At 67.0% G+C, this 24,936-nt stretch carries 23 protein-coding genes; 18 read left to right on the top strand and 5 right to left on the bottom strand.

The annotated features are described in order from the left end of the window. Positions 1–30: 30 nt before the first annotated feature. From KMW22_RS11005 to KMW22_RS10985, 5 genes are all read left to right on the top strand, one after another. Positions 31–858, top strand: a complete 828-nt coding sequence (locus KMW22_RS11005) for an NUMOD3 domain-containing DNA-binding protein (RefSeq protein ID WP_221090097.1) — start codon at positions 31–33, stop codon at positions 856–858. 149 nt (positions 859–1,007) lie between these two features. Next, positions 1,008–1,451: a deaminase gene (locus tag KMW22_RS11000; protein ID WP_221090096.1), complete on the top strand. Its 444-nt coding sequence runs from the start codon at positions 1,008–1,010 to the stop codon at positions 1,449–1,451. Then, positions 1,441–1,962, top strand: coding sequence for a dihydrofolate reductase (locus KMW22_RS10995; RefSeq protein WP_221090095.1), 522 nt, complete (start codon positions 1,441–1,443; stop codon positions 1,960–1,962). Before KMW22_RS11000 ends, KMW22_RS10995 begins: the two co-directional genes overlap by 11 nt. A 28-nt stretch (positions 1,963–1,990) precedes the next feature. After that, complete coding sequence (locus tag KMW22_RS10990) at positions 1,991–2,992, top strand: YpdA family putative bacillithiol disulfide reductase (RefSeq protein ID WP_221090094.1); 1,002 nt, start codon at positions 1,991–1,993, stop codon at positions 2,990–2,992. Positions 2,993–3,138: 146 nt separating this feature from the next. Then, positions 3,139–4,512 carry a VanW family protein gene (locus KMW22_RS10985; RefSeq protein ID WP_221090093.1) on the top strand — a complete coding sequence of 458 codons (1,374 nt, stop codon included), beginning with the start codon at positions 3,139–3,141 and terminating at the stop codon, positions 4,510–4,512. A gap of 56 nt (positions 4,513–4,568) precedes the next feature. Here KMW22_RS10985 and KMW22_RS10980 read toward each other — a convergent pair whose 3' ends face one another. The 5 genes from KMW22_RS10980 to mnmG form a co-directional block, all read right to left on the bottom strand. After that, positions 4,569–5,414, bottom strand: a complete 846-nt coding sequence (locus KMW22_RS10980; RefSeq protein ID WP_221090092.1) for a ParB/RepB/Spo0J family partition protein — start codon at positions 5,412–5,414, stop codon at positions 4,569–4,571. Then, positions 5,398–6,147: a ParA family protein gene (locus KMW22_RS10975; RefSeq protein WP_221090091.1), complete on the bottom strand. Its 750-nt coding sequence runs from the start codon at positions 6,145–6,147 to the stop codon at positions 5,398–5,400. Before KMW22_RS10975 ends, KMW22_RS10980 begins: the two co-directional genes overlap by 17 nt. Positions 6,148–6,184: 37 nt before the next feature. Further along, on the bottom strand, positions 6,185–6,919 hold the full coding sequence (gene rsmG / locus KMW22_RS10970; RefSeq protein WP_221090090.1) for a 16S rRNA (guanine(527)-N(7))-methyltransferase RsmG: 735 nt from the start codon (positions 6,917–6,919) through the stop codon (positions 6,185–6,187). Next, positions 6,916–7,236 carry a hypothetical protein gene (locus KMW22_RS10965; protein WP_221090089.1) on the bottom strand — a complete coding sequence of 107 codons (321 nt, stop codon included), beginning with the start codon at positions 7,234–7,236 and terminating at the stop codon, positions 6,916–6,918. Before KMW22_RS10965 ends, rsmG begins: the two co-directional genes overlap by 4 nt. A gap of 111 nt (positions 7,237–7,347) precedes the next feature. Next, the gene (gene mnmG / locus KMW22_RS10960; RefSeq protein WP_221090088.1) at positions 7,348–9,153 is read right to left on the bottom strand and encodes a tRNA uridine-5-carboxymethylaminomethyl(34) synthesis enzyme MnmG; all 1,806 of its coding nucleotides are present in this window, start codon (positions 9,151–9,153) and stop codon (positions 7,348–7,350) included. 98 nt (positions 9,154–9,251) lie between these two features. Between mnmG and KMW22_RS10955 the strand changes: the two genes are divergently transcribed. From KMW22_RS10955 to eno, 13 genes are all read left to right on the top strand, one after another. After that, entirely contained in the window at positions 9,252–10,853 is a 1,602-nt protein-coding gene (locus tag KMW22_RS10955) for an aminotransferase class V-fold PLP-dependent enzyme (RefSeq protein WP_221090087.1), read from the top strand. 630 nt (positions 10,854–11,483) lie between these two features. Next, positions 11,484–12,593 carry a thiamine pyrophosphate-dependent dehydrogenase E1 component subunit alpha gene (locus tag KMW22_RS10950; protein WP_221090086.1) on the top strand — a complete coding sequence of 370 codons (1,110 nt, stop codon included), beginning with the start codon at positions 11,484–11,486 and terminating at the stop codon, positions 12,591–12,593. Further along, positions 12,590–13,609: an alpha-ketoacid dehydrogenase subunit beta gene (locus tag KMW22_RS10945; RefSeq protein WP_221090085.1), complete on the top strand. Its 1,020-nt coding sequence runs from the start codon at positions 12,590–12,592 to the stop codon at positions 13,607–13,609. Before KMW22_RS10950 ends, KMW22_RS10945 begins: the two co-directional genes overlap by 4 nt. Before the next feature lie 10 nt (positions 13,610–13,619). Continuing rightward, positions 13,620–13,853: a hypothetical protein gene (locus tag KMW22_RS10940; RefSeq protein WP_221090084.1), complete on the top strand. Its 234-nt coding sequence runs from the start codon at positions 13,620–13,622 to the stop codon at positions 13,851–13,853. Positions 13,854–13,877: 24 nt separating this feature from the next. Then, complete coding sequence (locus KMW22_RS10935) at positions 13,878–15,410, top strand: dihydrolipoamide acetyltransferase family protein (RefSeq protein ID WP_221090083.1); 1,533 nt, start codon at positions 13,878–13,880, stop codon at positions 15,408–15,410. Between the two features lie 354 nt (positions 15,411–15,764). Then, positions 15,765–16,160: a hypothetical protein gene (locus KMW22_RS10930; protein WP_221090082.1), complete on the top strand. Its 396-nt coding sequence runs from the start codon at positions 15,765–15,767 to the stop codon at positions 16,158–16,160. A gap of 107 nt (positions 16,161–16,267) precedes the next feature. Continuing rightward, entirely contained in the window at positions 16,268–16,927 is a 660-nt protein-coding gene (locus KMW22_RS10925) for a response regulator transcription factor (RefSeq protein ID WP_221090081.1), read from the top strand. 68 nt (positions 16,928–16,995) lie between these two features. Next, positions 16,996–18,366 carry a sensor histidine kinase gene (locus tag KMW22_RS10920; RefSeq protein ID WP_221090192.1) on the top strand — a complete coding sequence of 457 codons (1,371 nt, stop codon included), beginning with the start codon at positions 16,996–16,998 and terminating at the stop codon, positions 18,364–18,366. A 55-nt stretch (positions 18,367–18,421) separates the two neighbouring features. Continuing rightward, the gene (dprA, locus tag KMW22_RS10915; RefSeq protein ID WP_407928442.1) at positions 18,422–19,549 is read left to right on the top strand and encodes a DNA-processing protein DprA; all 1,128 of its coding nucleotides are present in this window, start codon (positions 18,422–18,424) and stop codon (positions 19,547–19,549) included. A gap of 58 nt (positions 19,550–19,607) precedes the next feature. Further along, positions 19,608–20,579 (top strand): NAD-dependent epimerase/dehydratase family protein, encoded by a 972-nt coding sequence (locus KMW22_RS10910; protein WP_221090079.1) that lies wholly within the window; start codon positions 19,608–19,610, stop codon positions 20,577–20,579. Between the two features lie 87 nt (positions 20,580–20,666). Then, the gene (gene dnaA, locus KMW22_RS10905; RefSeq protein ID WP_221090191.1) at positions 20,667–22,046 is read left to right on the top strand and encodes a chromosomal replication initiator protein DnaA; all 1,380 of its coding nucleotides are present in this window, start codon (positions 20,667–20,669) and stop codon (positions 22,044–22,046) included. Positions 22,047–22,406: 360 nt separating this feature from the next. Further along, on the top strand, positions 22,407–23,489 hold the full coding sequence (gene dnaN / locus KMW22_RS10900) for a DNA polymerase III subunit beta (protein WP_221090078.1): 1,083 nt from the start codon (positions 22,407–22,409) through the stop codon (positions 23,487–23,489). 141 nt (positions 23,490–23,630) lie between these two features. Beyond that, a complete protein-coding gene (eno, locus tag KMW22_RS10895; RefSeq protein ID WP_221090077.1) occupies positions 23,631–24,899 on the top strand; it encodes a phosphopyruvate hydratase in 1,269 nt (422 codons plus the stop codon). Positions 24,900–24,936 lie beyond the last annotated feature (37 nt).

The raw sequence follows: 24,936 nt of genomic DNA, 5'->3' as shown, positions 1-24,936 counted from the left end.
GGGAATATAGGTCCTGTATCTTGGAGTCCCATGAGTGGTGGAATCTACGAGATTCGAAACACAGTGAACGGCAAGTACTACGTTGGGCGGGCAGAGTGCTTTCGGACGCGTTTCAATCGGCACCGCTACGAACTCCGACATGGACGCCACCACTGTCTCTATCTCCAGCGCGCCTGGACCAAATATGGCGAGGAGGCATTCGACTTTGTCGAGGTGGCCGAATGTGATCTTGAAGCAGCAATTCAACTTGAAACCGAGCGGCTGCAAAGTGGTGACGAGCGGCTGTACAACGTGAGCCGCTTCTCAAGTGGCGGCGATCTGCTCTCGCAGCATCCTGAGCGTGAGCAGATCATTGCCCGCCGAAACGGAGGGGCACGGCGCCGCATGGCCAGCCTCACCCTCCAGGAACGGGTGCGCCTGTATAGCTGGGCCGGAGAACAGAACGGGATGTATGGCCGCCGACATACAGAAGCGGCGCGGCAGCAGATGTCCGAAACCACACGGCGCACGGTCAAGCGCGGCGCGGAGCATCCCAGCTTCGGGCTCAAGCGTTCTGCCACAACGCGAGCGAAGCTCTCCAAGATCGCCTCAGCACGGCTTGGGCAGAAGAACCCTTTCTACGGCAAAAGTCACAGTCAGGCCACCAAGGACAAGCTGGCAGCAGGCCGACGTGGCCGCCAACCAACGAACGTTCGGGCCGTTGTGGCAGACGGCCTCCAGTACCCCTTGGTCAGGGACGCGGCTCGGCACCTGGGTATTTCGTCTGCTCTGGTGATTTACCGCATTAAATCCCCGAAGTACGCCTACTCCTACGCTGCAACCGCCCCGCAGGGCCAGGCAGAGCAGTCAGCGTCTTGACGGCGCCCCATCTTGCGGCCCACGGTAGGCCGAGACCGTAAAGCGTATGGGAAAGTTGAACCACACAGAGCGAGGAAAAAGTTGACCAGTATCGACCACCGAGCAGCTCCACAGAATTTTTCGCCCGCCATCAAGGCCCCGGTGGCGGTGTGAAACGCCCCAGTTTCGACGATCTGGGCCTCGCCACCGCCCGGCTGTGGGCCACCCGCAGCGCGGACACCAAGGTCCAGGTGGGCGCCTGCATTCTGGACCGGCACCACCGGCTGGTGGGCGTGGGCTACAACGGGCGCGCGGCAGGCGAACCCAACGAGCGCGAGAGCCTGGTCCAAGGGGGCAGTGGGTTCATTCACGCCGAGGTCAATGCCCTGCTGGCCGCCAACTGGAACGGCGAGGGCCATACCCTCTACGTCACCCACGAACCCTGTGCCGCCTGTGCCCGCTTAATCGTGAATGCCCGCCGAATCAGCCGGGTACTGTACGAAACGAACTACCGTGAGACGCTGCGTGTAGATGCCGGGCTGCCCAGCGGCGAGGCCATTCTGCGCGCGGCGGGCATCCAGGTGGAGTGCCGGGGGAGCACCGATGGCGCCTGAACTCTTTGCCATTGTGGCCATGACGCCAGCGCGGGTGATCGGCCGGGATGGCACCCTGCCCTGGCGCCTGCCCGCCGATCTGGCGCATTTCCGGCGGCACAGTCTGGGCGTGCCGAATGTCATGGGCCGCAAGGTCTGGGATTCGCTGGGGGGCCGCGCGCTGCCCGGACGGGCCAACATCGTCCTCACGCGCAACCGCGCGCTGGCGGCGCCCGGGGCCATGGTGGTGCACACCCCCGAAGACGCCCTGGCGGCGGCCGGGGACGCACCCCGCGTGGCCATCATTGGTGGAGAAGAGATTTACCGCCTGTACCTGCCGCAGCTGACCCGGATTGAGCTGACCCTGGTGCACGCCGATCTGGACGGCGATACCTTTTTCCCGGAGCTGCCGGGCGGCTGGCAGGTGCAGCAGGAGACCGTGCGGCCCGCCGACGAGCGCAACCCCTACGACCTCACGTTCCAGACCCTGCGGCGCCCGCTGGCGCCCACCGTGCCTCGCCCGCAATCCTGAAGCGGCCCGGGCTGGCACAATGCCGGGCATGAGTCTGGTGGATGTTGCCATTGTTGGGGCGGGGCCGGTGGGGCTGGCCGCCGCCATCGCCTGCAAGCGCGCGGGCCTGAGTTACGTGGTGCTGGAAAAGGGCTGCGTGGTAAACGCCATTTTCGAGTACCCCACCTACATGACCTTTTTTACCACCGCTCCCGAGCTGGAAATTGGCAATCACCCCATGGTGACTGGCCACGACAAGCCCGACCGCCGCGACGCCCTGATGTACTACCGGCTGGTGGCGCAGCGCGAGGCCCTGAACGTGGAACAGTACACCGAGGTCACGCGGGTGCACGCTGCGCCGGCGGGGTTCACGCTGGAAGTGGAAAAGCGCGACGGCACGCCCGGCGTGGTGGAAGCGCGGCGGGTGGTGGTGGCCACCGGGTACTACGACAACCCGCATGTCATGGGCATTCCCGGCGAGGACTCCGAAAATGTCAGCCACTACTACACCGAGGCCCACCCGTTCATGGGCCTGAACGTGACGGTGATTGGCGCGGGCAACAGCGCCGCCGACGCCGCTCTGGACCTGTGGCGCAGCGGCGTGAATGTCACCATGATCGTGCGCGCCCCGGAACTGAAATCCACCATCAAGTACTGGGTGCGCCCGGACCTGGAAAACCGCATCAAGGAAGGCAGCATCGCCGCGCACTTCAACTCGCAGGTCGTGGAGATTCACCCGGAACATGTGGTCGTGCAGCGGGAAGACGGCACCACCTGGAACCTGCCCACCCACTTCACCTTCGCCCTGACCGGCTACCGCCCGGACCTGTCGTTCCTGGCCGACCTGGGGCTGGCCCAGCACCCCGACGAATGCCTGGTGCTGGACGAGCACTACCAGAGCAGCGTGCCGGGACTATTCGTGGTGGGCAGTGCAGGCTTTGCGGGCAAAACAAATCAGGTGTTTATCGAGAACGGCCGGCATCATGCCGTAGCCGCTGTGGCCGAGATCGAGCGGCAACTGGCAGCCGCGCAACCGCTGGCGCTGGGCTAAGCCGCGCGGCCGGCCCAAACCTTATTTGCCGCTCCGGGCCCCTGGGTCTGGGGCGCTTATGCGTGCGCCCTGCTGCCCCCACCTCTCCCCTGTGCGTGAAGGTTCGCCTTCATCGGCCCTGGCGGGGGGCGTGAAATACTCGCGCCATGTTCAGCCCCTTTCGGCACACCTGCGTGCTGAGCGCCCTGCTGCTGGCGGCCGGGCCCAGCGCCACAGCCCAGACGGCCTCTCCCCCACCCCCCGCGCAAACGGTCCCTGCGATTCCGGCGGTGCCGCCTGCCCCGGTGCCCCCCAGCGAGCCGGCCCCGGCGCCCCCGGCCACGCCCACCGAGCCGCCCACCCCAGTGCCCCCCAGTACCGAGCCGGTGCCAGCGCCACCAGAAACGCCAGTGCCAGCCCCGGCCACGCCGCCTGTCACGCCACCCGCCGCCAAAATCACCGCGCCGCTGCTGATCACCGTGAATGCCGCGTGGCCCGCGCTGGTGGACGGCAAGAAGACCACGGTGCCTTTCACACGCACCCTTACCATTCCCGGTAAGCGTGTGGCGGCGCTGCGCCAGCGCGGCGTGATCACCGAGAGCCTGGAAGCGGACCTGCAGACCTTTTTGAAGGCCCTGCCCACCACACCCAGGGACGCCCGCTTCGAGGAGCTGTGGAACGGCTGGGCGGTGGTGCAGCGCAACGGCCTGAGCGTGAACCTGGACAAGACGCGCGCCAACCTGCTCACCGCCCTGAAAGACCCCAAGGGCGTGAAGGTGAACGTGGCGCTGGGCGCCCAGACCGCGCCGAAACGCACCCTGAGCTATTTCCTGTCGCGCGGCATCACCGCCCACCTGGGCACTGGCGAGACGAACTATTACGGCTCCAGCGACGCCCGGGTCACGAACATCCACGTGGGCGCCCGGCGCTTTCAGGATGTGCTGTTTGAAGGCAAGACGGTGTCCTTTAACCAGATGGTGGGCCCCATCAATCTGAAAGCGGGCTTTGTCACGGGGCTGGTGATCTCCGGCGAACGCACAGCCAATGGCATCGGCGGCGGGATTTGTCAGGTCAGCACCACCGTTTTCCGCACGCTGTACAGCGCGGGCCTGCCCATCGTGGAACGCCGCAACCACTCCTATCAGGTGCGCTACTACGACCCCCAGGGGCTGGACGCCACCATCTACCAGCCAAGCCAGGACCTGAAATTTGCCAATGACTCGGGCGGCGCACTGTGGTTCCAGAGCGAGTGGAACGACGAAGAAGCCCGCTTAAGCATCAGTGTCTTCGGCAAGGCACGCGACTTCACGGTTCAGATTGACGCCCCGCGCACCCTCAGCACCACGCCGCCGCCCCCGGACCGCATCATCCGCGACGCCAGCCTGGGTGCCGGGCAGCGCAAGCAGGTGGACTGGGCCGCGCCGGGCGCCGTGATTGAGGTCACGCGCAAATTCCTGCGCGACGGCAAGGTGTTCAAGCAGGACACCCTGAAAAGCACCTACCGTCCCTGGCCGAATATTTTCCTGGTCGGCACGCGGTAATGCAGAAGGGCGAGGGGGCGAGCCAGTACCGGCATCGCCCCCTCGTCCTTTTTCCCTTATTCCTCGGCGTAGCCCAGCAGGTTCAGAATCCGGTCGAGTTCCTCGCGTGAGCCGTAGTTCAGCTCCACGCGGCCTTTGTCTTCGCCCGTGATGCGCACGCGGGTACCGGTGCGGCGGCTGAGGTCCAGTTCCAGCTGCCGGAAGGCGCGCGGCGGGTTCACCTTGATGGGTTCGCTGCCAGCGCGCTTCTCGCGTGTGAGGGCCTCGGCCTCGCGCACGCTGAGGCTGCGCTCGGTGATCTGCGCCAGCGCCCAGGCGCGGTCGCCTTCGGGCTGGGCCAGGATGGCGCGGGCGTGTCCGGCACTGATCTGTCCGGCGTCCAGCGCGCGCAGGGCGGCGTCCGGCAAGGTTAGCAGGCGCAGGGCATTGGCCACCGCCGAGCGGCTTTTGCCCACCGCCTGGGCCACGCCTTCCTGGTTCAGACCCTGCTCCTGCAGGGCCTGGTAGGCACGCGCCTCTTCCAGCGGGCCCAGGTCCTCGCGCTGCAGGTTTTCCACAATGGCGATTTCCAGCGCCTCGCGGTCTCCCAGGTCACGGATGATCACCGGCACTTCGCTCAGGCCAGCCAGCTGACTGGCGCGCCAGCGGCGTTCACCGGCCACAATCTCGAAGTGCTCGGCGCGGGGGCGCACCAGCAGCGGCTGCAGCACCCCCTTTTCGCGGATGCTCTGGGCCAGTTCGGCCAGGGCCTCAGGGGCGAACACCTGCCGGGGCTGGTAGGCCGCCTGCACAATCCGGTCCAGGGCCAGCGTCTGCACCTGCGGGCCCTCGGCTTTCCCGGCCTCGGCGGGCTTGCCCAGCAGCGCATCCAGGCCACGGCCCAGGCTAGATTTTTTCGACACGCTGCATCACCTCCTCACTGAGACGCTTGTAGGCCGCCGCCCCGGACGACAGCGGCGCAAAGGCGTTGATGGGCTTGGCAAAACTGGGCGCTTCTGACAGGCGCACGTTGCGCGGCACCACGGACCAGAACACCAGTTCGCCAAAGTGGGCCCGCACCATACTTTCCACCTCCTGCGAGAGGTTGGTCCGGCCGTCGAACATGGTGAGCACCACGCCCAGCACCTTCAGGCGGGGGTTCAGGCCGCCCTGCACCCGCTCCACTGTCTCCATCAGGCCAGCCAGCCCTTCCAGCGCGTAGTACTCGGCCTGCAGGGGGATCAGCAGGGCGTCGGCGGCGGCCAGCACGTTCACGGTCAGCGGCCCCAGGCTGGGCGGTGCGTCAATCAGGACCACGTCGTAGCCCTGGATCGAGGCCAGCAGCCGCGCCAGGGCGTCGGGGTCCTCGGCCAGTTCCACGCCAGCACCGGCCAGATCCGGGGTGGCGGGCAGCAGGTAGAGGCCCTTCTGCGCCGTTTCACGGGTAAAGTCCCCGGCGCGCGCCGGTTCGCCCAGCGCCTCGTACAGGCCCTGGGTGGCTCCGCGCTCGCCCAGACCGCTGGTGGCGTTGCCCTGGGGGTCCATGTCCAGCAGCAGCACGCGCTTGCCGCCCGCCGCCAGGTAAGCCCCAAGGTTCACGGCGGTGGTGGTCTTGCCCACCCCCCCCTTCTGATTCACGATGCCCAGGACCTTCATGCCGGGCCCCGCACGCTTTTGACCATCTGCATCCTGTTCACCGTGCCGCCCAGAATAGCGGCTGCGCAGCCGGCACGCCCTCACGGCGTGGGTACTTCTTCGGTGTGCGGCTCACCTTCTCCACCACGATCAGGGTCCGGGCGTCGCCCAGCACCGGCAGGGTAAAAGCGTCCACCCCGGTGACCCGCCCGCCCAGTTCGCCCGCCGCACGGCGCCCGGCCTGCAGCTCTTCTTCGGTGATGGGGCCTTTCTGCGCCACCAGCAGGCCCCCGGGTTTCAGAAGAGGCAGCGCCAGTTCCGCCAGCACCGGCAGGGCGGCCACCGCGCGGCACACCACCCGGTCATAAACTTCGCGGTGCGCGGGGTCGCGGCCCAGGGTCTCGGCGCGGCCCACCTGTGGGTGCACGTTGTTCAGGCCCAGGGCCTGGGCGGCAGCACGCACGAAATCAATCTTCTTGCGAATGGAGTCCAGTGGGATAAACGTGGTGTCTGACCGCAGAATCGCCAGCGGCAGCGCGGGAAAGCCTGCACCGGTGCCCAGGTCCAGCACCTGTCCGGCGCCGTCCAGGTACCCACCACGCAGGCAGCTCAGCGAATCCACGAAATGCTTGAGCACGATGTCGGGTTCCGTCTTCAGGGCGGTCAGGTTGACCTTGCTGTTCGCGTCCTGCAGCAGCGCCATCAGCTGCGCGAAGGCCGGAACCTGGGCCTCAACGTCCAGCTCCAGTTCGGCGGCCCCCTGGCGCAGCAACGCCTCGCCTTCCGGGGTCATAAGCCGTACCTCGTTTTCATGTCCTGATACCTCTCGTATACGTGTTCATCCAGCATCTCCAGCGGCAGACTATCCAGCAGTGGCAGCAGCGTTTCGCGCAGCACCTGTCCGCGTGCCATCCACTGAAAATACTGCCGGCCCCCGTGGGCATACGGCCCATACAGCTTGGAGCCGGGGCACAGCCGCAGCAGCGTTTCAAAGAGCCGTTGGTGCCGGGTGTGCATGCGCAGGGTGATGTGCGGCTGCTTGCCGTCGCCACCAAAGTGTCCCTCGCCGATCAGCACGCCCACCAGCAGGCCCTGTTCAAATGTGTTCAATCGAGCCGCCTCCTTGTTTCACCGTCAAGTTTCCCGTGAAGCAGTGAACCCGTCAAGAAAGCGCCGGAGCCTCAGCCCCGGCTTTCCCCTTCTCCCCCTCTTGTTTCACGGTCAAGTTTCCCGTGAAACAGCCTGCCCCTTCAGGTGCACCAGCAGGGCGCTGATGTCCGCGTGGCGCACCCCCGAGATGCGGCTGGCCTGCTCCACCGTGCGCGGCTGGGCCCGGCCCAGTTTCTCGCGGGCCTCGTTCGACAGCGCGGCCACTGCCGAGAAATCCACGCCGTCCAGGCTCAGGTCACGCGAACGGTCCTCGGCACGCAGTTGCTGCTGGGCCCGGCGGATGTAGCCGGCATACTTCACCCGGATCTCCACCGCTTCCCGCTCAGCGCCCGAAAGCTCAGGCAAGGTGACGCCTAGGGCCTCCACATCTGCCAGCGAGAACTCGGGGCGGCGCAGCCACGCGTCGCCAGTCTGGCCCTGCACACGCTGACCCTCCAGGGCCGCCACACCCGTCTGTACCCGAGCGTATTTGGCCTGCACCTGGGCCAGGGCCGCGTCATCCACCAGCCCCAGGGTGTGGCCCAGTGGGGTCATGCGTTCGTCGGCATTGTCCTGGCGTACCAGCAGGCGGTGCTCGACCCGGCTGGTCATCATGCGGTAGGGCTCATTGCTGCCTTTGAACACCAGCTCGTCCAACAGCACACCGATATAGCCCGTTTCGCGGCCGATAAACTGCTCCGCTTCGCCCAAGGCGCGCCGGGCTGCCGCTGTCCCGGCCACCAGCCCCTGCGCCGCCGCTTCCTCGTAGCCACTGGTGCCGTTGATCTGCCCGGCCGTAAACACCCCCGGCAGCAGCTTGGACTCCAGGTTTAGCGTCAGTTCCTGCGAATCCACCACGTCGTATTCCACGGCGTAGGCGTAGCGCTGAATCACCGCGCGCTCAAAACCGGGCAGGGTGCGCACCAGGGCGTCTTGCAGGTGCGGCGGCAGCGAGGAGCTGAACCCTTGCAGGTACACCTCGCTGGTCTGGACACCGTCGGGTTCCACGAACAGCAGGTGGCGGTCATGGTGGGCAAAGCGCACCACCTTGTCCTCAATGCTGGGGCAGTAGCGCGGGCCCAGGCCCTCGATGTCCCCGGCGAACATGGGCGATTCGTGCAGGTTCTCCTGAATCAGACGGTGGGTTTCGGGCGTGGTATGGGTCTGCCAGGTGGGGGACTCAGCGGCGCGGGGGCCGGGGGTGCCGGTAAAGCCGCGTGGCTGAGGGTCGGCCGGAATTTCCAGCAGGGCGGCGAAGTCCACCGCGTCGGCCCGCACCCGGGGCGGGGTGCCGGTCTTGTAGCGCTTGAGCACATGCCCCGCGCGCGCCAGCGGCGCCGACAGGAAGCGCGAGGGTGGCTCGCCCTGGCGCCCCTCGGGCCGGGACTGGCGGCCGTACCACGTCACTCCGCGCATAAAGGTGCCGGCCGCGACCACCACCGAGCGCGCGCCCAGCCGGCGGCCATCAGTGGTCACAACCAGCCAGCCGCCGCGTCCGTCGCTTTCCAGGTCGGCGGCCTCACCGCGCACGATCTCGATATTGGGGTGACCGAAGATCACGTCCTGGGCGCGCTCGGCATAGGCGTCGCGCTCGTTCTGCACCCGCAGCGACTGTACGGCCGGGCCCTTGCTGGCATTCAGCACCCGGGTGTGAATGGCGGTGTCGTCGGCCAGCCGGCCCATCAGGCCGCCCATCGCCTGCACCTCAAAGACCAGCTGGCTTTTGCCGGGGCCACCCACCGCCGGGTTACAGGGCATGCGGCCCACCGTGGCCGGATTGCCAATCAGCAGCGCCACACGGGCAAACTTGGCGGCTGCCCACGCCGCTTCCAGGCCCGCGTGGCCCCCACCGATCACCAGTACATTCCAGCCGCTCATCAGGGCCGCAGTGTACCGGGCCCCGGCGCGGCGCAGGGTGATCCGCTTCGCTGATCAGGGGCATTGTGGGGGGGCCTGCCGGGCTCCTACCATGGGGCATGGACTTTGCCACGCTGCGCGCCGACCTGATCGGGGGAGACACCGTGATCCGCACGCCGTTTGGGACGCGGCGCGTGACCTACGCCGACTATGTGGCCTCGGGTCGGGCACTGCGCAGCGTGGAGGACTGGGTGGCGACGCTGGCGCTGCCGCTGTACGCCAACACCCACACCGAAGACAGCGCCACGGGCGCCCACTGCACCCACCTGACCCACCAGGCCACCGAGTACATCCGCGCGCAACTGGGCGGCGATGCCAGCTGCAAGGTGGTGTTCTGCGGCTCTGGCAGCACGGCAGCGGTGCGGCGGATGCAGGACATCCTGGGCATCGCCGTGGGCGCCCACCACCGCCAGACCCTGCTGGCGGCATTGCCAGAGCGCGACCGCCCGGTGGTGTTCGTGGGCCCCTACGAACACCACAGCAACGAGATCAGCTGGCGCGAAACCCTGGCTGAGGTGGTGGAATTGCCGCTGTGCGAACGCGGGAACCTGGACCTGGACGCCCTGGTGCGGGCCCTGAAAGACCCCCGCTACGCCGGGCGCCCCAAGATCGGTTCGTTCAGTGCCGCCAGCAATGTCACGGGTCTGCTCACCGACACCCGCACGGTGGCCCGCATTCTGCACGCGCACGGGGCCTATGCCTTTTTTGACTTTGCCGCCAGCGCGCCCTACGTGACCATCGACATGAAGCCCGGCCAGCCCGACGGCTATGACGCGGTGTTCCTCAGCCCGCACAAGTTCGTGGGCGGCCCCGGCACCCCGGGCCTGCTGTGTTTCCGGCAGGAACTGTACCGCCTGACGGTGCCCAGCACGGCGGGCGGCGGCACGGTCAGCTTCGTGAACCGCACCCGGCAGGTCTACATTGACGATATTGAGGCGCGAGAAGACGCCGGCACCCCGGCCATCCTGGGCAAGATTCGGACTGCGCTGGCTTTTCAGGTGAAAGCGGCCCTGGGCCCTGCGGCGATGACCGCGCGCGAACACGAGCTGTTCAGCCGTGCTCTGGACCGGCTGCGCCTCAATCCGCGCCTGCGACTGCTGGGCAATCTGGACGCCCCCCGCCTGGCCTTCCTGTCCTTCCTCACCCTGACCTCGGACGGGCGGCAGCTGCATCCCCGGCTGGTGGTGCGGCTGCTCAATGACCTTTTTGGCATTCAGGCGCGGGGCGGCTGCGCCTGTGCTGGCCCCTACGGCCACGCCCTGCTGAGCGTGGACGACCAGACCAGCGAACGGTATCTGCAGTGCGTGCTGGACCATGTGGATGGAGTCAAGCCCGGCTGGACCCGCCTGAATCTGGCGCCCTGGGCCACCGATGAAGAGGTGGACTTTCTGCTTTCGGCCCTGGAATTCGTGGCCGAATACGGCGAACGCTTCGTGCCGCTCTACGATTTTGACTGGACCACAGGCGCGTGGCACCACCCGGCCGACACGGCGCCACTGGACCTGTTTGGGGCAGAGCGCCCGGCACAGGGCAGTGGGCCGGTGCCGTATGCCGAGTATCTGGCGCAGGCCCACGCCCTGGCCGAAGGGTTGGCGCCGGTAGGGGAGGGGAGACCCATCCCGCCCCATGTCCCCGCTGATCTGGTCTTTTTCGTGCATTGAAGCTGGAGCGCGAACCCTAGGTGATGACAAGGAAGTTAGGCGGTTCGCACTGGATGAAAAAGGTCACTGGCACGCTCGCAGGTACTGCTGAACCTCCACGTACCAGTCCCTGAAAAGTTGCCGCTATGAAGGGGTTCGCGTTTTGTGGCCTGCAGCTTATGATCTGGATGCATTTGGAACGCACGCCTGTTGCAGCCTGCTTTTAGGCGGGCTGAGGATTGAAACTGACGTTCCCTGTAGGCAGCTTGACGAGCACGATGTTGCAGCCTGCTTTTAGGCGGGCTGAGGATTGAAACATGCAGGGCGCATGGCGCCAGGTGCTGCTGCAACGTTGCAGCCCACTTTCGGTCAGGCTGAGGATTGCAGCTTCCACAAAGAATTCCTCTAAGGCGCCGCAGCCGCTCCACACTCACAGTCCCACCCCCTACCCTCCTCGTCCCCTCTACACGGACAGAAACCGTGCCGGCCAACCCCAGTTTCTAGGCAGCCCCCTGCCAATTTCCCGGGGCTCTTCCTCCCCTCACGGTCAAAGGGTCTAAAATACCTAACGAGCGTTTGCTAGACAGATTTCCGTTTGGGTGGGGCCAGGGCAACCCCGGCGCCCGCCCCGACGCCAGGAGGCCCCAGGTCATGATTCAACCCTTCACGCCGGAACCCATCCGCTACGTTGCGGAAGACGGGACCCCCGTGCAGCCGCTGCCGGCGCGGTTTACGCCGGAGCTGCTGCGCGAACTGCATGGCCTGATGCTTCAGGCCCGCGAGTTCGACCGCAAGCTGATTACCCTGCTGCGCCAGGGCCGCACCACCTTTTACGCCCAGTCCAGCGGCATGGAAGCCACCCAGGTGGGGCTGGCACGCTCCATTCGCGTGGGGCACGACTGGGTGTGGCCGTACTACCGCGACCACACGCTGGGACTGGCCATGGGCGTGCCCATGTTTGAGCTGATCAGCCAGTGCCTGGGCACGAATTCCGACACGTGCCGGGGCCGCCAGATGCCGCACCACTTCGCCGCGCAGGCGCAGAACTTCGTGTCCATCTCCAGCTCTATTGCCTCGCAGGTGCCGCCTGCAGCCGGCAACGCGATGGCGCAGAAGTACCTGGGCGTGGACGAGATCACGGTTTGCACGTTTGGCGACGGCGCCACCAGCGAGGGCGACTGGCACGCGGGCCTGAACATGGCGGGCGCTGCGCAGGCCCCAGCCCTATTCGTGTGCGAAAACAACCAGTGGGCCATCAGCACGTCCATCCGCGAGCAGACGGCCAGCGAGACCATTCACATCAAGGCCAAGGCCTACGGCATGCCCGGTTACTACGTGGACGGCAACGACATCGTGGCGGTCATGGAGGTCATGACGGCGGTGGCCGAGGGGGTGCGCGCCGGGCAGGGCCCCGCTCTGGTCGAGTGCCTCACCTACCGCGTGGGCTCGCACTCGAACGCCGACGCGGACGCCGAAAAGCACTACCGCACCCGCGAGGAAGTGGAGGAGTGGCTGGGCCGCGATCCCATCAGCCGCGTGGAAAAACTGCTGGAGAAGTTGGGCCACCCCGTCAGCGCCGAGGAACGCGCCGAGATCATCGCCCGCACCCACCGCGAGGTGGACGAGCAGGTGCTGCGCGCCGAGGCCACCGGGCAACCCGACTGGCGCATCATCTTTGAAGACGTGTACGCCGACGTGCCCGACCACCTGCGCCAGCAGGAGGCCTTCCTGCGCGCCGAGCAGAGCGGGGGGCCGGCATGACCGCCACACAGGACCGTCAGGAGCAGGGCGCCGTGGGGAGAACGCGGACCATCAACCTCATTCAGGCCGTCACCGAAGCCATTGCCGAGGAGATGGAGCGCGACAACCGCGTGGTGCTGTTCGGGGAAGATGTGGGCGCACGCGGCGGGGTGTTCATGGCGACCGCCGGCTTGCAGGAGCGCTTCGGCAAGCACCGCGTGTTCGACACGCCGCTGAGCGAGGCCAGCATCGTGGGCGCCGCCGTGGGCATGGCCGTGCGCGGCCTGCGCCCCATTGCCGAGATTCAGTTTGCCGACTACATGGGCCCCGGCTTTGACCAGATCATTTCCCAGGCCGCCAAGATCCGCTACCGCAGCGCGGGGCAGTTCACGGCGCCGATGGTGATCCGCACGCCTTCGGGCGGCGGCGTGAAAGGCGGGCACCACCACAGCCAGAGCCCCGAAAGCTATTACACCCACACTCCGGGCCTGAAAGTGGTCATGCCCAGCACCCCCTACGACGCCAAGGGGCTGCTCAAGGCCGCGCTGCGCGGCGAGGACCCGGTGATCTACTTCGAGCCCAAACGCCTGTACCGCGCCGCCAAGGGTGAGGTGCCGGACCACGACTACGTGGTGAAACTGGGCGAGGCCGCCATTCGCCGTGAGGGCGACGACCTGTCCCTGATCGGCTACGGCGGCGTGATGCCAGACCTGGAAAAGGCCGCCGACGCCCTGGCCGCCGAAGGGGTCAGCGTGGAGGTCATTGACCTGCGCTCGCTGGTGCCCTGGGACCGCGACCGGGTACTGACCAGCGTGCAAAAGACGGGCCGCGCCGTGCTGGTCAGCGAGGCGCCCCGGATTTCCAACTTCATGGGCGAGGTCGCTTACGTGATTCAGGAACAGGCCTTCGACTCGCTCACCGCGCCCGTGGGGCAGGTGGCCGGCTTCGATACGCCCTATCCCTACGTGCAGGACAAGGTGTATCTGCCCGGCCCCAACCGCATTGTGGCCGCCTGTGTACAGGCGCTGAACTATTAAGCTGAGGGCTGTGAAGCCTGATCTTCTGCGCCCGCTGCTGGGCACCCTGGGCCTGCTGATTGGGTTCGGCCTGTACGCCCTGGCCGGGCGGCTGGCTGAACCCTGGCAGAGCGCGGCCATCGGCGGCATGTTTGTGCTGCTGGGGGTCAGCGCCTGGGTGTACGCCCGGGGCGAACGCTGGATTCAGGGCCTGGGCCTGCTGCTGCTGATCTACGGCCTGCTGCGCGCGCTGGTGCTGCGCTAATTTCCCGCAAAAACGAGGTTTCCTATGAAAGAAGTGCTGCTGCCCGAACTTGCCGAAAGCGTGGTGGAGGGCGAAATCCTGAAATGGCTGGTGCAGGAAGGCGACACCATTGTCCTGGAACAGCCCCTGTGCGAAGTGATGACCGACAAGGTGACGGTGGAGCTGCCCAGCCCCGTGGCCGGGGTGCTGCACAAGCGCCTGGCAGGCGAGGGCGATGTAGTGGCTGTGCACGCCGCCATTGCCCTGATTGACGAGGGGGGCAGCGCGGCCAGCACGCCCACACCCACCCAGGGCATTCAGAACAGTGCGGGCAGCCCCGCCGCCCCCGGCAGCGCCCTGCCGCCGCAGGCCCAGGAAGAGCGCGAACAGGTGGGCGGCAGCATCGTGGAAGCCGGGCACCTGGCAAACAAGGCCGACGACGATTCCAGCAGCCTGTTCAAGGCATTCGCCTCGGACGAGAAGATTCAGGTGCAGGGCCTGACCAACCGGGCCGGCGAGAATCTGGCCGGCAGCGGCGCGCCGGGCACCTACACGGGCGGCGTGGGCAGCATCCTTAACCGCGAGCCTGCCCCGACTGGCCGCGCCGACGGCCGGGTGCTGGCCGTCCCCGCCGCGCGGCAGCTGGCCCGCGAACTGGGCCTGGATCTGAGTCAGGTGCAGGGCAGCGGCCCCAACGGGCGCATTCGCGTGTCCGACGTGCTGGCACATGGGCAGCGCGCCCAGGCCGCCCCAGCAGCCCAGCCCGCCGCCGCGCCGCAGGCTGCCCCCCAGACCCCAGCCCAGAAGGGCGCCGCAGGCGGCGGCATGACTGTGCCCCCGGTGCAATACCGCACGCCCAAGGGCTACGAGCATCTGGAAGAGCGCGTGCCCCTGCGCGGCATGCGCCGGGCGATCAGTAACCAGATGGTGGCCAGCCACCTGTACACCGTGCGCACCCTCACCGTGGACGAGGTGAACCTCAGCAAGCTGGTGGAGTTCCGCAGCCGCGTCAAGGACGAGGCCGCCGCCGCTGGCGTGAAACTCTCGTACCTGCCGTTCATCTTCAAGGCGGTGGCCGTCGCCCTGCGCAAGTTCCCCAGCCTGAACACCTCGTTCGACGAGGCCACGCAGGAAATCGTGCAGAAGCGCTACTACAACATCGGCATGGCGGTCGCCACCGATGCCGGCCTCACGGTGCCGGTGCTGAAGGACGTGAACCACAAGAGCGTCTTTGACCTGGCGCGCGAAGTCACCGACTTGGCGGGCCGCGCCCAGGCGGGCAAGCTGCAGGCCGATGAACTGGCGGGCAGCACCTTCAGCGTCACGAACATCGGCTCAATTGGCGCGCTGTTCTCGTTCCCCATCATCAACGTGCCCGACGCCGCCATTCTGGGCGTGCACTCCATCCATAAGCGCCCCATCGTGAACGAGTACGACGAGATCGTGGTGGCGCACATGATGTACCTCTCGCTGTCCTTTGACCACCGCCTCGTGGACGGCGCCGAGGCCGCGCGCTTCTGCAAGGAAGTGATTCGCCTGCTGGAGAACCCTGACCGGCTGATGCTGGAAGCGATGTAAGAGCCCTTCTCTGAAAAGTCCGTCCGGTGTGGCGGGCTTTTTTTCGGTTGAGGAGAGGGAGACGAGTCTTGAAAAAGCCGCCCTGAAAAGCGCCGTACGGGAAAACCCCGTTTTAGCCCTCCGACCCCCGTCAGAGCGCTGTGAGTGACCGGGCCACACACTGGGGCAGGTCACCGTTCTGAGCGCGCGCCCGGCGGAGCCTGACCCTCAGCCCCGCACTGTGATGGGAACTTCAGCCGCGCGTCAGCCTCCCAGGGTACGCTGGGTAGTCATAAGCCCGGCCTCACCCGGCCGTGGTCTTGTTCCCGCCCTTTCCCCACGCCCCCAGACCAGATACGGAGTCCCCTGAACACCATGACCAGACTGCTCTTTGCCCTCCTGACCCTCCTGAGCCTGTCCGCGCCTGCCGGGGCGCTGCAGCTGATCGTGTGGGACCGCGAGATGAACATCAAACTGGGCAGCGGCGAGAGCAGCGGCGGGCGCATGACGGTGCGGCTGGTGGACGACTACGACGGCCCCGTGGTGGTGCTGTTCGCCCCCAGCGACGATGAGCGCGCCCGGGGCACCTTCGCGGGCCTGAAAAGCCGCTACACCGGCACCTTGAACGACGGCCAGCTGATTCTGGAAGGCGGCGCCACACTGGCGCGGCTGCTGACGCCCTTCAAGCTGTCGGTGGGCCTGCAGCGCGCCGGGCAGTCGCTCAGCCTGCCGGGCCTGCGCAACACTGGCCCCGGGAATTCCAACAAGTAAAGCCCAACGAAGCGCGCAGGTTTGCTCAAGCCCGGCGCATAGACGCGGCATTACGATCACAGCACCAGGGGCGTCGCTGCTTGGCACGTGGGCCCCGAAGGAGACGCATGCTGGCTCAGATCCTCATTGTTGAAGACGACCCGCACCTGGGGCCGCTGCTCAAGGAATACCTCTCGGGCGACTATCAGGTGCACCACGCCGCCACCCTGAAAGACGCCCAGGCGTGGCTGGGCACCCACACCGCGCAGCTGATCCTGCTGGACCTCAACCTGCCCGACGGGGACGGCCTGGATCTGGTGGCGGCCCTGCGGCAGTATTCCAGCACGCCTGTGCTGGTGCTCTCGGCGCGCAGTGGGGTGCAGGAGCGGGTGGCAGGCCTCAACGCGGGCGCCGACGATTACCTCACCAAGCCCTTTGCCATGCCCGAGCTGGACGCCCGGATTACAGCCCTGCTGCGGCGCACGGCTGCCGGGACCGGCGTGAATCTGGGCAACACCAGCCTCAGCACCAGTTCGCTGCTGCTGACGGTGGGCGACAAGCATGTGAACCTCACCGAGCACGAGGCGCGCATTCTCGAACTGATGATGCGTACCCCGGAGCGTGTGTTTTCTCGCGCGGACATCGAGTCGCACCTGTACGGCTGGGAAACCCCCAACAGCAATTCGGTGGAGGTGCGTATCTCGCAGCTACGCAAGAAGCTGGAACACGCCGGCAGTGACCTGCGCATCCGCACCATTCGCAACGTCGGCTATGTGCTGCAGGCCTAGCCTGTGACGCCGTGACCCAACCGGCCGGGCCGGACCCCGGCGCCCAGGCGCGGCGCCGCGCGGCCCGGCTGACGCCTGGCGCGGGGCTGCACTCCGCGCGGGTGGCGTGGCGCCATTCCCTGCGCTTCCGGCTGGCCCTCACCTATAGCCTGCTGGCCCTGGGCCTGATCACCCTCATCACCCTGGGGGTGGTCACGCTCCTGCTGGGCCGCATGGAGCGGCAGTTTCAGGACCGCCTGAACGAGCGCGCCGACACGCTGGCCCAGGCCTTTACCGACCCCGGCAGTCTGGGCCGAGCGGCGGGCAGTGCCAGCGCCTACACCATGCTGATTGGCTTCGATGGGCAAGTGACCAGCGCCAGTTCGGCGCTGCGCGAATACATTGAGGCGCCGTATCCCTTTGGCGACCTGTCGCGCGTGCCGGTACAGAACACCACGGTGCGCGTGGTCAAGCGCAAGGCGGGCAACTTCGGCACCCTGTGGGTGGGCCTGCCCGAAGACGACCTGCTCTCGGCCCGCCAGAGCGCCTTAAGTGCGCTGCTGCTGGCCCTGATCGTGTCGCCCGCCGTGCTGCTGCTGACGGGCTGGTTTGTGGGGCGGCGCGCGCTGGCGGGGCTGGAAAGTGCCGCCAGTCTGGCCGACCGCATTGACCCCACCCGCAGCCTGGAGACCCTGCCGCTGCCCGGGCGTGAGGACGAGGTTCACCGTCTGCTGGCGGCCATCAACCGCCTGCTGGTGCGCATTGAGGCTGGACAGGCCCGCGAAAAGCAGCTGCTGGGTCAGATTGTTCATGAGCTGGGCGCGCCGCTGACCGTCCTGAAAGCCAGCCTGCAGCGGGCCGAGGAACGCACGGGCGACGCCGAGGTGGCCCGCGCCGCGCTGGTGGCTGACGAACTGACCTTCACCACCCAGGACCTGATGCAACTGGCGCGCGGCCAGCTGGAACTGAAGCTGGCGTGGCACTACATTCCGGCGCGCACGCTGCAGGGTCGCCTGGACCGGCTGGTGCCCGGCACCACGTTCCTGGGCGACTGGCAGGGCGGCATCCTGTGCGACCCGGACCGGCTGACCCAGGCGCTGCGCAACCTGCTGGCCAACGCCCGGCGCGCAGCGGGGCCCGCCGGCACCGTGACCCTCACCCTGCAGGAGACTCCGGAGCGCGTTACCTTTACTGTCCACGACAGCGGCCCTGGCCTGCCCGACGACCTGGGCGAACGCATCTTTGAGCCCTTCGTGAGCGGCGCCGGCAGCAGCGGCCTGGGCCTCAGCGTGGCCCGCCAGATTGCCCGGCTGCACGGCGGCGAGCTGGGCGGCACCAACCACGCCCAGGGCGGCGCGCTGTTCACCCTGACCATCCCGGGCGCGGCGCTGGGCGACGAGGAAGATGAGCCGCTGGACGAGGACCCAGTCGAGGAAGACCCCGTTCCCGCCGCCCCCTGACCCATCCCGGGCAACTTCGCCTGCCGGGCCGCCCCGGGCCCCGTATGCTGACCCGGTGACTGGCCCCTCTGTGAATGGCCCCACCCTGTTCGATGCCGCGCCGCCCCCCCTGACCGATGAGCGGTTGGCCCTGCTGACCCTGCGCTTTACCACCCAGCTGGGCCCACGCCGGATTGAGGGGCTGCGCCGGCACTTCGGCAGCGCGGTCGCGGCCCTGCAGGCCCCGGGCCGCGCCCTGCGCGAGGTGCCGGGCCTGGACACCCGCAGCGTGGCGGCGCTGGGGGACGCCAGGGCCCAGGCGCAGGCCCACACCCGCGCCCAGACCGAACTGGCCCGCACCCAGGCCGAAGGGGTCACCCTGCTGTTCCGGGGCCTGCCGGGCTACCCGGCGGCGCTCAATGCCCTGGGTGATCCGCCCCCGGCGCTGTGGGTGCGCGGCACCTTGCCCGAGTTGCCCGAAGTCCCGCGCGCCATCGGCATGGTGGGCACCCGCGCGGCCAGCCCCCACGGCGCTGCGTTTACCCGCATGCTGGCCGCCGATCTGGCGCGGGCCGGCGTGGTGGTGGTCAGCGGATTGGCCCGGGGCATTGATACGGCGGCACATGGGGCGGCCGTGGAGGCCGGGGGCCTCAGCATTGCGGTGCTGGGCAGCGCAATAGATGTGATTTACCCCAGCGAGAACCGGGCCCTGGCCGAGCGCCTGATCCTGGTCAGCGAGTCGCCGCTGGGCACCCGCCCGGCGCAGCACCTCTTTCCCGAACGCAACCGCCTGATTGCCGCGCTGTCGGCCGGGACGGTGGTGGTAGAAGGCGAGCGCAGATCCGGTTCGCTGATCACCGCCACGCACGCGTTGGAGTGTGGCCGCACAGTGTTTGCCGTGCCGGGCCGCGCGGGTGATCCCCGCGCTGCTGGGCCCCACCAGCTGCTGCGCGACGGCGCCGTGCTGACCGAAAGCGCCGCCGATGTCCTGACCGAACTGGGCTGGGGCGCCGCCCCGCCAGCCCCCCTGCCAGACCTGCCCCCGGAACAGGCCCGGGTACTGGCTGCGCTGCACGAACCGCGCACGCTGGACGATCTACAGACCCTCACCGGTCTGCCCCTCCCCGAGGTGCAAACGGCGCTGGTGCTGCTCCAACTGCTGGGCCTGACCGAAGAGGTGGGTGGGCGCTGGGTGCGGCGCTAGGGAGCCCACTTACCCACTGCACTCGACCCCCGGGCCATTCAGGTGACAGGATAGCCACATGGACATTCTGGTTCTGGGCGGCACCAAGTTTGTGGGGCGGCATATCGTGCTGGCGTTGCTGGCGGCCGGGCACCGGGTCACGGTGCTCACCCGTGGGCAAAGCCCCGACGAGTTGCCCGCCGAGGTGGAGCGCCTGCACGGTGACCGGAACGCCAGCGAGGCGGGGTTGGCCGCTCTGGCCGGGCGCACCTGGGCCGCCTGTGTGGATGTCAGCGGCTATACACCTGGACAGGTGCGCGCCAGCGCCGAGGGGCTGCGGGCTCAGGTGGAGCGCTACGTGTTCATCAGCACCGCCAGCGTCTACGCTGAGCCGGACCGCCACCCGGTGCGCGAGGACGACCCGCTGCTGCCCCCTGCCGCCGAAGACGTGACCGAAATCACAGGTGAAACCTACGGCCCCCTCAAGGTCACCTGCGAGCAGATCGTGCAGGCCACCTACGGCGAGCGGGCCACCATCCTGCGTCCCCAGATCGTGGCTGGGCCCTACGACCACACTGCCCGCTACCCGTACTGGCCCGACCGCGCGAGCAGGGGAGGGGAGACCCTGCTGCCCGGCGACGGCACCGACCACGTGCAGGTGATTGACGGACGGGATCTGGCCCGCTTTACCGTGCAAGTCATCGAGCAGGGCATTGGCGGCGTGTTCAACCTCGCCGGGCCCCGCCTGACCTGGGCGGAGTTCGCCCGCGTGCTGGGCATCACCCAGCCGGTGTGGCTGGGCCAGGACGCGCTGGACCGGGCCGAGCTGGGCTTCCGCGAACTGCCCCTGTATATCCCCGAGACCGCTCCCCAGGCCGGCCTGATGGACCTCAGCGCCCAGCGGGCCTTGGCCGCCGGGCTGACCCTGACCCCGCCCGAAGTCACCGCCCAGGACACCCGGGCCTGGAGTGCGGGGGCACATCTGGAGTACGCCCTGAGCCCCGAGCGAGAAGCTGAAGTCCTACGCGAACACCGAGAAAGAGAGAACTGAGCCTCCCAGCCTTTCTCCAGAGAGAAGCGAAAGCGCGGGTGCTATGCTGGCCGGCGCATCAAGAGTGCCGCAAGGGAGGTGCGCCTTATCTCGCAGGAAATCTGGGCGGACGTGCTGGGGTACGTCCGCAAGAACATTTCAGAGGTCGAATACCACACCTGGTTTGCGCCGGTGAAGAACCTGGGCGTGCAGGAAGGCTCGCTGGTGCTGGGCGTGCGCAATTCGTTCGCCCAGGAGTGGTTTCGTAAGCACTACCTGGAACTGCTCGAAGACGCCCTGCGCTCGCTGGGCGCGCAGAATCCGCAGGTGACCTTTCAGGTGCTGCCGGCCGCACAAGACGCCCTGCTGCTGCCCACCGATCCGCCGCCGGGCCCGCCACCACCGGCACCTGCAGGCCGCGCGCCCACCCCGCCTCTGCCGGAAAACCGCAAGGTGCTCAATCCCAAATACACCTTCGAGAACTTCGTGGTGGGGCCCAACAACAACCTTGCACACGCCGCTGCCCTGGCGGTGGCCGAGTCGCCGGGCAAGGCATACAACCCCCTCTTTATCTACGGGGATGTGGGCCTAGGCAAAACCCACCTGATGCACGCGGTGGGCCACTACATGACCGAGCGCTTTCCCGGCAAGCGCATTGAGTATGTCTCCACTGAGTCGTTCACGAATGACCTGATCAACGCCATCCGCGACGACAAGATGACGCAGTTTCGCAACCGCTACCGCTCGGTGGACCTGCTGCTGGTGGACGATATTCAGTTCCTGGCCGGCAAGGAGCGCACGCAGGAGGAGTTCTTCCACACCTTCAATGCGCTCTACGAGAACCACAAGCAGATCATCCTGAGTTCCGACCGCCCCCCCAAGGACATCCAGACCCTGGAAGGGCGCCTGCGCAGCCGCTTCGAGTGGGGCCTGATCACCGATATCCAGTCCCCGGAATTCGAGACGCGGGTGGCGATTCTGAAGATGAACGCCGAGCACAACCGCATCAACATCCCGCAGGAGGTGCTGGAGCTCATTGCCCGGCAAGTCACCAGCAACATCCGTGAACTCGAAGGCGCGCTGATGCGGGTGGTGGCCTTTTCAAGCCTGAACAATGTGCCCTTCTCGCGGGCGGTGGCGGCCAAGGCGCTGAGCAACGTCTTTGCACCCCAGGAAGTCAAGGTGGAGATGATGGACGTGCTGCGGCAGGTGGCCACGCACTACAACATGCCCGCCGAGGTGATTCGCGGCGCCGGGCGCGTGCGCGAGGTGGTCACGGCCCGGCAGGTGGCCCAGTACCTGATCCGCGAACTGACGGATCACTCGTTGCCCGAAATCGGCCAGTTTTTCGGCCGGGACCACTCCACCGTCATGCACGCCATCAGCAAGGTCACCGAGGCCCTGGGCAAGGACGCCGAGCTGACCGCCTCGGTCGATACCCTGCGCCGCCGGATGCAAGGCCTGGATGACGACGAGGCTGAAGCATAATGATAGATAGCCGTTTTGCTGAATTCAGAATATGTTCCAAAATGCGTTCCAAAACGGTGTGCACAGTTTCACAAGCTGTGGAAAAACCTGTGGATAAGCTGTGGATAACCCCGATTTTTCTGTGGATAACTTTGTGGAAAAGTCGGACCCCTGGGAGGGGTGTGGATAACCCCCAAAGTTATCCACAGGTTTTCCACAGGAAAGGGCCAGTTATCCACATTTTTGTCCACAGGGCAAACCTGCGCTGGGCGCCCGCGTAGGGTACTTTTCCACAGTTTCCACAGGCCCTATTACTACTACTACTATCTTTTTTAAGTTTAAAAACAGGAAAAAGATAGGGACCAGACAGTGAGGCAAGGCATGAACGTACACGTCACCAAGAAAATCCTGAGCGAAGGCCTGGGCCTGCTGGAGCGGGTGATCCCCAGCCGCAGCAGCAACCCCCTGCTCACGTCCCTGAAGGTGGAGGCCAGCGAAGCCGGTCTGACCCTCAGCGGCACCAACCTCGAAATTGACCTCTCGTGCTTTGTGCCTGCGGAGGTCAAAGCGCCGCAGAACTTCGTGGTGCCCGCCCACCTGTTCGCGCAGATCGTGCGCAACCTGGGCGGCGAACTGGTGGAACTGGAACTCAGCGGACAGGAACTGTCGGTGCGCTCGGGCGGCTCGGACTTCAAGCTCCAGACCGGCGACATTGACGCTTACCCGCCCCTGAGCTTCCCGGCCCAGGCCGACGTGAGCCTGGACTCCGGCGAACTAGCCCGCGCCTTTGCCAGCGTGCGCTACGCCGCCAGCAACGAGGCCTTTCAGGCGGTCTTCCGGGGAATCAAGCTGGAGCACCGCCCCGAGGGCGCGCGCGTGGTGGCCTCTGACGGCTACCGGGTGGCCATCCGCGACTTCCCGGCCAGTGGCGACGGCCGCAACCTGATCATTCCGGCGCGCAGCGTGGATGAACTGATCCGGGTCCTCAAGGACGGCGAGGCCCGTTTCACCTACGGTGAGGGCCTGCTGAGCGTGACCACCGACCGCGTGCGCATGAACCTGAAGCTGCTGGACGGCGACTTCCCGGATTACGAGCGCGTGATTCCCAAGGAGATCAAGCTGCAGGTCACCCTGCCCGCCACCGCCTTGAAGGAAGCCGTGAACCGCGTGGCCGTGCTGGCCGACAAGAATGCCAACAACCGCGTGGAATTCCTGGTTTCTGAAGGCAAACTGCGCCTGGCCGCCGAAGGCGATTACGGCCGCGCCCAGGACACCCTGGATGTGGTGCAGGGCGGTACCGAACCCGCCATGAGCCTCGCTTTCAACGCCCGGCATGTGCTGGACGCCCTAGGCCCTATCGAAGGCGAAGCCGAGTTGCTGTTCTCCGGCTCCACCAGCCCCGCGATCTTCCGCGCGGCCGGGGGCGGGGGCTATATGGCCGTGATGGTCACGCTGCGCGTTTAAGGGCCCTTTCCGGGGCGGCGTGGGCCAGAGCCTTGCGGACGTTAGACCGGGTGCACCCGCCCTGCCCCGCCCCCGCTTATAGTGTCTGAAGTACACCTTTCGCCCGGCGGAAGGGCCGTGAATTTGGGGAGGAAAACAGGAATGAAGATTCAGAAAGTGCTCGCCCGTGAAGTCCTGGACTCGCGCGGCAACCCCACCGTGGAAGCTGAAGTTCACCTCGACAGCGGTCTCTCTGGCCGCGCCATTGTGCCCAGCGGCGCCAGCACCGGCACCCACGAGGCGCTGGAACTGCGCGACGGCGGCGCCCGCTACCTGGGCAAGGGCGTGCAGCAGGCCGTGGGCAACGTGAATGAAGCCCTGGGCCCGGCCATCGTAGGCCTGGACGCCAGCGAGCAGGCCGCCATTGACGCCGCCCTGATGGCCGTGGACGGCACCCCCAACAAGGGCAAGCTGGGCGGCAACGCCATCCTGGCCGTCAGCCTCGCCACGGCCCGCGCGGCGGCGGCCGAGCTGAATATTCCCCTGTACCGCTACCTGGGCGGCAGCAACGCCAAGACCCTGCCCGTGCCGATGATGAACCTGATCAACGGTGGGGCGCACGCCGACAACTCTGTGGACTTTCAGGAGTTCATGGTGATGCCTGTAGGCGCGCCCAGCTTCCGCGAGGCGCTGCGCTACGGCGCCGAAACCTTCCACACCCTGAAAAAGGTGCTGGCCAGCAAGGGCTACAACACCAACGTGGGCGACGAGGGCGGCTTTGCCCCCGACCTGAAGAGCAACGAGGAAGCGCTGGACGTGCTGCTGGAGGCCATTGAGAAGGCCGGCTACGAGCCCGGCAAGGACATCGCCATCGCCCTGGACCCCGCTGTGACCGAGCTGTACAAGGACGGCCAGTACCACCTCGAAAGCGAGGGCCGCGTGCTCTCGACGGCCGAGATGGTGGACTTCTGGGCCGACTGGGCCAGCCGTTACCCCATCGTCAGCATCGAGGACGGCCTGGCCGAAGACGACTGGGACGGCTGGGCCGCCCTGACCGCCAAGATTGGCGACCGGGTGCAGTTGGTGGGCGACGACCTGTTCGTGACCAACCCCGAGCGGTTGCAGCGCGGCATTGATACGAAGGTGGGCAACGCGATTCTGGTGAAGGTGAACCAGATTGGCAGCCTGACCGAGAGCATGGACGCCATTGAGCTGGCCAAGCGTCACCACTACGGCACCGTGATCTCGCACCGCAGCGGCGAGTCCGAGGACAACTTCATCGCCGATCTGGCGGTGGCGACCAACGCGGGCCAGATCAAGACGGGGTCGGCCAGCCGCTCAGACCGCATTGCCAAGTACAACCAGCTGCTGCGCATCGAAGACAGCCTGGGTGAGCGCGCGGTGTATCCGGGCCGCAAGGCGCTGCGCTAAGTCCTGTGGCCGGGCGGTGGGGGACAGTCTCCGCCGC

It is taken from the genome of Deinococcus aquaedulcis, from assembly GCF_019693445.1.
In the GTDB taxonomy this organism is placed as follows: Bacteria; Deinococcota; Deinococci; order Deinococcales; family Deinococcaceae; genus Deinococcus; species Deinococcus aquaedulcis.
The sequence above is the reverse complement of the archived record's forward strand: the minus strand, read 5'-3'. Positions and strand labels throughout refer to the sequence as shown.

Coding starts and splice junctions, on each gene's coding strand:
- KMW22_RS11005 (WP_221090097.1), top strand. CDS start 31: ATGAGTGGTGGAATCTACGAGATTCGAAACACAGTGAACGGCAAGTAC.
- KMW22_RS10950 (WP_221090086.1), top strand. CDS start 11,484: ATGATTCAACCCTTCACGCCGGAACCCATCCGCTACGTTGCGGAAGAC.
- eno (WP_221090077.1), top strand. CDS start 23,631: ATGAAGATTCAGAAAGTGCTCGCCCGTGAAGTCCTGGACTCGCGCGGC.
- KMW22_RS10985 (WP_221090093.1), top strand. CDS start 3,139: ATGTTCAGCCCCTTTCGGCACACCTGCGTGCTGAGCGCCCTGCTGCTG.
- mnmG (WP_221090088.1), bottom strand. CDS start 9,153: ATGAGCGGCTGGAATGTACTGGTGATCGGTGGGGGCCACGCGGGCCTG.
- KMW22_RS10910 (WP_221090079.1), top strand. CDS start 19,608: ATGGACATTCTGGTTCTGGGCGGCACCAAGTTTGTGGGGCGGCATATC.
- KMW22_RS10975 (WP_221090091.1), bottom strand. CDS start 6,147: ATGAAGGTCCTGGGCATCGTGAATCAGAAGGGGGGGGTGGGCAAGACC.
- KMW22_RS10930 (WP_221090082.1), top strand. CDS start 15,765: ATGACCAGACTGCTCTTTGCCCTCCTGACCCTCCTGAGCCTGTCCGCG.
- KMW22_RS10995 (WP_221090095.1), top strand. CDS start 1,441: ATGGCGCCTGAACTCTTTGCCATTGTGGCCATGACGCCAGCGCGGGTG.
- dnaN (WP_221090078.1), top strand. CDS start 22,407: ATGAACGTACACGTCACCAAGAAAATCCTGAGCGAAGGCCTGGGCCTG.
- KMW22_RS10945 (WP_221090085.1), top strand. CDS start 12,590: ATGACCGCCACACAGGACCGTCAGGAGCAGGGCGCCGTGGGGAGAACG.
- KMW22_RS10935 (WP_221090083.1), top strand. CDS start 13,878: ATGAAAGAAGTGCTGCTGCCCGAACTTGCCGAAAGCGTGGTGGAGGGC.
- KMW22_RS10925 (WP_221090081.1), top strand. CDS start 16,268: ATGCTGGCTCAGATCCTCATTGTTGAAGACGACCCGCACCTGGGGCCG.
- KMW22_RS10990 (WP_221090094.1), top strand. CDS start 1,991: ATGAGTCTGGTGGATGTTGCCATTGTTGGGGCGGGGCCGGTGGGGCTG.
- rsmG (WP_221090090.1), bottom strand. CDS start 6,919: ATGACCCCGGAAGGCGAGGCGTTGCTGCGCCAGGGGGCCGCCGAACTG.
- KMW22_RS10955 (WP_221090087.1), top strand. CDS start 9,252: ATGGACTTTGCCACGCTGCGCGCCGACCTGATCGGGGGAGACACCGTG.